This is a genomic window from Rhizobium sp. PDO1-076, assembly GCF_000247475.1.
Classification (GTDB): Bacteria; Pseudomonadota; Alphaproteobacteria; order Rhizobiales; family Rhizobiaceae; genus Allorhizobium.
Genome location: NZ_AHZC01000171.1, coordinates 1 through 3,638, shown reverse-complemented (window position 1 = coordinate 3,638; position 3,638 = coordinate 1). Strand labels below are relative to the sequence as shown.

The 3,638-nt window shown below is 57.0% G+C and carries 2 protein-coding genes and 1 pseudogene; 1 reads left to right on the top strand and 2 read right to left on the bottom strand.

Translation table 11 applies throughout. The features are described 5' to 3' along the window. Positions 1 to 153 precede the first annotated feature (153 nt). Positions 154 to 1,932, bottom strand: a pseudogene (locus PDO_RS11235) (relaxase/mobilization nuclease domain-containing protein); the annotation flags it as partial. 3 nt (positions 1,933 to 1,935) lie between these two features. Further along, positions 1,936 to 2,337 (bottom strand): plasmid mobilization protein, encoded by a 402-nt coding sequence (locus PDO_RS11230; protein WP_007601952.1) that lies wholly within the window; start codon positions 2,335 to 2,337, stop codon positions 1,936 to 1,938. A 559-nt stretch (positions 2,338 to 2,896) separates the two neighbouring features. On the opposite strand from PDO_RS11230, the gene PDO_RS11225 reads away from it, so the two are divergent. Continuing rightward, positions 2,897 to 3,601 carry a ParA family protein gene (locus tag PDO_RS11225; RefSeq protein ID WP_007601950.1) on the top strand — a complete coding sequence of 235 codons (705 nt, stop codon included), beginning with the start codon at positions 2,897 to 2,899 and terminating at the stop codon, positions 3,599 to 3,601. The last annotated feature ends 37 nt before the right edge of the window (positions 3,602 to 3,638 follow it).

Sequence of the window (3,638 nt, the reverse complement as noted above, 5' to 3'; positions counted from 1 at the left end):
GTGGTCATCAAGCCAAAATTCTCCTGCCATGGTCAAATACTCCCGCAATTGCGGCAAGTGAATCACACAGAGACAATCTAATCAATAGATTGATTGGGTTTAGACCCTAGGGGTGTCACCAACAGCGTTCTGTCTATCCTGCTCGACAGGCCCCCGCTCCTTCATTTCGAGCATCTGCCTGCGCAGATCAACGATCTCGCGGGCAAGCGAGGAAACTTCTTCAAAGCCTGATCGGTCTTCTGGACCTGCACTGCATTGAAGGTTGAACAGAGCCGTTTCAACCGTCTTTTCGTACGCTTCGAACTCTGGGCGTGTCTGCTCGCGCATGTCCTTGGCCTCCGACAACATGTCTCTGATTGCTACCATATTGGCGCGGTAATCACCGCCGAAATCTGCATGAATGACCGCACCAGCAGGATGCTGATCCACTTGGGCAAGACCGCTTTCCAGATATGAGCGATGCTGAGCGGCGTAAGCCGCAACCTGCCTGTCGCCGGCGTTGACGGCAATCTTCTGCCAGGTCTCCTGAGCTTTTAGAACGTACTGCCGACTTCTCTGGCTCGTCGCCACCACGCGCCGACCAGCCCGCTTTGCCTCATATCGCGCCTGTGCCGGCTCGCTGGTTCCCACATGCTCGGTTCGACCGCCATGCTTGACGGCGCGAACCTGATTGCGCGTGAAGGCTGGCAGCGTAGCGAACTCGCGGCGATCGGTCATTTCCATGCTGATGCCGTGATCGCGCGCCTTCTCGGCCATGACCTCGCGCCATTGCCGGAAGGTTGCCGGCGTCGTCTCGATCCGATCACCCGATTCCGATCGCATGGTGACAATGGCATGGGCATGGACATGCGGCCGTTTGCCCCCCTCCCCTGCTTCCTTCGGATCGTTTTCCGGATCGTGCATGGCAAACACATACCGATGGCCTGCGAACTGTTCTGCGAGGAAGTCGCGAACAGCTCCCTCGAAGGCGACAGCATCCGTGCCGGCACGCGCCGACATAATCACATGCATCACGTCCCGGCTTTTGCGGCTGTGCAGCTCGTCCCGCCATTCCTTCTGCACCAGATCGCCCGCAGCCTTGTCATCAGCAATCGACCGACCATGATCGTCCCGAACGTCGCTCCGCTGCGCGATCAGATCCCGCAACTTGGCAGCACCGTACTCCACGCCGTTGCCGTAGCCTGTGAACGTGAAGGCCGCCGGAGCCTCGTTCGCAATAACACTCGCGTTGAAACGCTCCTGAACGATGCCCGCCGCCTTCGCGTCTGCAGTCAGGCGCTCGCCCTGCCCGCTGCGCAAGACCACATAGCCGTCGACCCTCAAGGATCCATCGTTGCGGGTCTCAACAGCATAGGCAAAGCGACGATCGCCAAAGCCACTGCTGAGAATGTCCCTGACCTGCTCATGCGGGTCTGAGCCAACGGAAACGCTCACCTCTAAACTGAACGCGCCGATATCCCGGCTCTCGGTTCTGTTCTGGAAAAGGTGATCCCAATCACCACGCAGATGCGCCATTTCCTCACGGCCACGCAACGTTTCGCCGTTCTCGTTCTCAACCTTCAGCTCGCCGCCTCTCGAAACATAGTTGAGCATCGAACCGACACGCGCACCACCACCAAAGGAAGCCAACTTAACCACCGCCGGCTGACTCCCATTGGCGACGCTCGCAAGACGAACATCCATTGATCGCGCTGCACCCGAACCGGCAGCCAGCGAGCGCGATCCGGATGAAACGTTGAAAGTCGAAACCTTCCCACCTCCCCTGGCTCCCGACCCGCCTTTCGACATCCCAACCTGGTGCTGCAGGTTCTTCAGCCTCTTCTCTAGCTCTTCCTCGGCAGCACTCCGGCGGCCGCCAAGTGTCATTTCGTGCAAAAGCGCTGCGCGTCTTTGCTCCCATTCGCTTGTGAAGGTGCCGAAAAACAACTCCACGGCTTACACCTCTCCTCGGCGCTCATGCCCGGCGCGCCGCGAAAACGTGCGCAGCTCACTCATCACAGCCGCCTGAACCCGCTGGACGTTGCCAAGATTGATGTCGAGCTCAGACGGATGAACACCCTTTCCTACATTCAGGGAGCGGGCGACCTGGTTCAGATTGATGCCGATCCTCCGCATGTCTTCGAGAAGTGCTGCCATGATCAGCCTGTCGTCCGCAGTCAGAATAGGTCGAACGCCAGCACCTTCGAGGAGCAGCGAGCGGAAAAACGCGGACACGCTGATACCGGCTGCCTTGGCCGCTTCCTCGATAGCCGAATGCTCTGCATCGCTGACGCGGACGTTCAATAGACGCCCCTTGCGCTGCTTGGCCGGCGCTACCTCAATCGTGTCTTCGCTCATCAATCAATCGACCCTTTTCGGAGCCTTGCGACCTTCATCGTGGGCACGTCCCACGATCGTCCTGCAAAATGTAAAACATTTTTGCGTATTCTGCCAACCTCACCTCTATACCAATTTCCCCTAACTTCAACCCATTTTCCCCTCTTGACTAGCGACGCTCTTTTTCCGTGGGAACGCTCACCAGGGTTCACCGCCAAAAGCGCTTCTGAAGGCCTTTGTCTGCCCCTCGTACTCGAGCGCCAAAGACGGCCTTACGCGGGCTCCGGGGTTCACCACCCGACAGAAGCACTCGAAAAAGCCACACGAGCTAGTCGTGTGGCTTTCCTGCTGGCTCAACGCATGTGATCAGCCATATCGGCTATCAGCATCTTTTTGCCGTGTGGACTGATGGTGCAGACACATCGTGTGTTCATACTGTAGTTATGATCTTAACCTGAGTGTGTTCACATGATATGTTCGCATCGATGTTATGATCTTAACGACGATATTGCTCTCCCGATTGAACGCACGCTGGAGAGCTGGGGACTGGTGAACAGATAGTCTGAAAAAGGATCACGGAATGCCAATCTGCATATCGCTGGTAAGCGGCAAGGGAGGAGCGGGGAAGACAACCGCCGTCATCCTCGTCGCTGGAGAATATGCGCTTCACGGAAAGCGAGTGCTCCTGGTCGACGCGGACGGTCGACAAAATCTGAATGAGTGGTGGAGCCGTTCCGAAGCAAAAGACAATAGGCCAGAAGGCATTGAACTTCGCACGGCGGTAACGAACGCCTCACTTCAGCATATTCTGGAGAGCGAAGCGCATAGTTTCGACGTGGTGATGATCGACTCCCCCGGTCAAGACACCGTGCTACGAGACACAATCATAGCCGGCTCGCACATTGTTATGACCCCGATCCAGCCAAATCAGGACGAAATCCTGGCGGCTGGCCAGGCCGCAATGGACGTGGCTGACACCTGTGATCGGACCGGGCGAAACATTCCTCACCTCAACTTCAGAACCCGGATCACTTTGCCTGGACGCTCACTCGAAGCCTACCGCTTGATCCGCCCCTTCATCGCGAACTTGAAGGAACAGGGCTACGATTCACACCTTCTTGACACCGAACTGTACGAGCGAAATCCATATCGGGACATCAGGCTCGGATATGGGACGTTGCAGATGTTGGAACTGAGCGACCCCGTCAGGAAGGCCAGCAGTGAGGTCATGGCCATGATGCGGGAAATTGAAGGTTTCCTGCCAACACAGCAAACGAGGTCGTAAGATGGCGAAAGGGTCTTCCAGCATATCTGATTTTCCC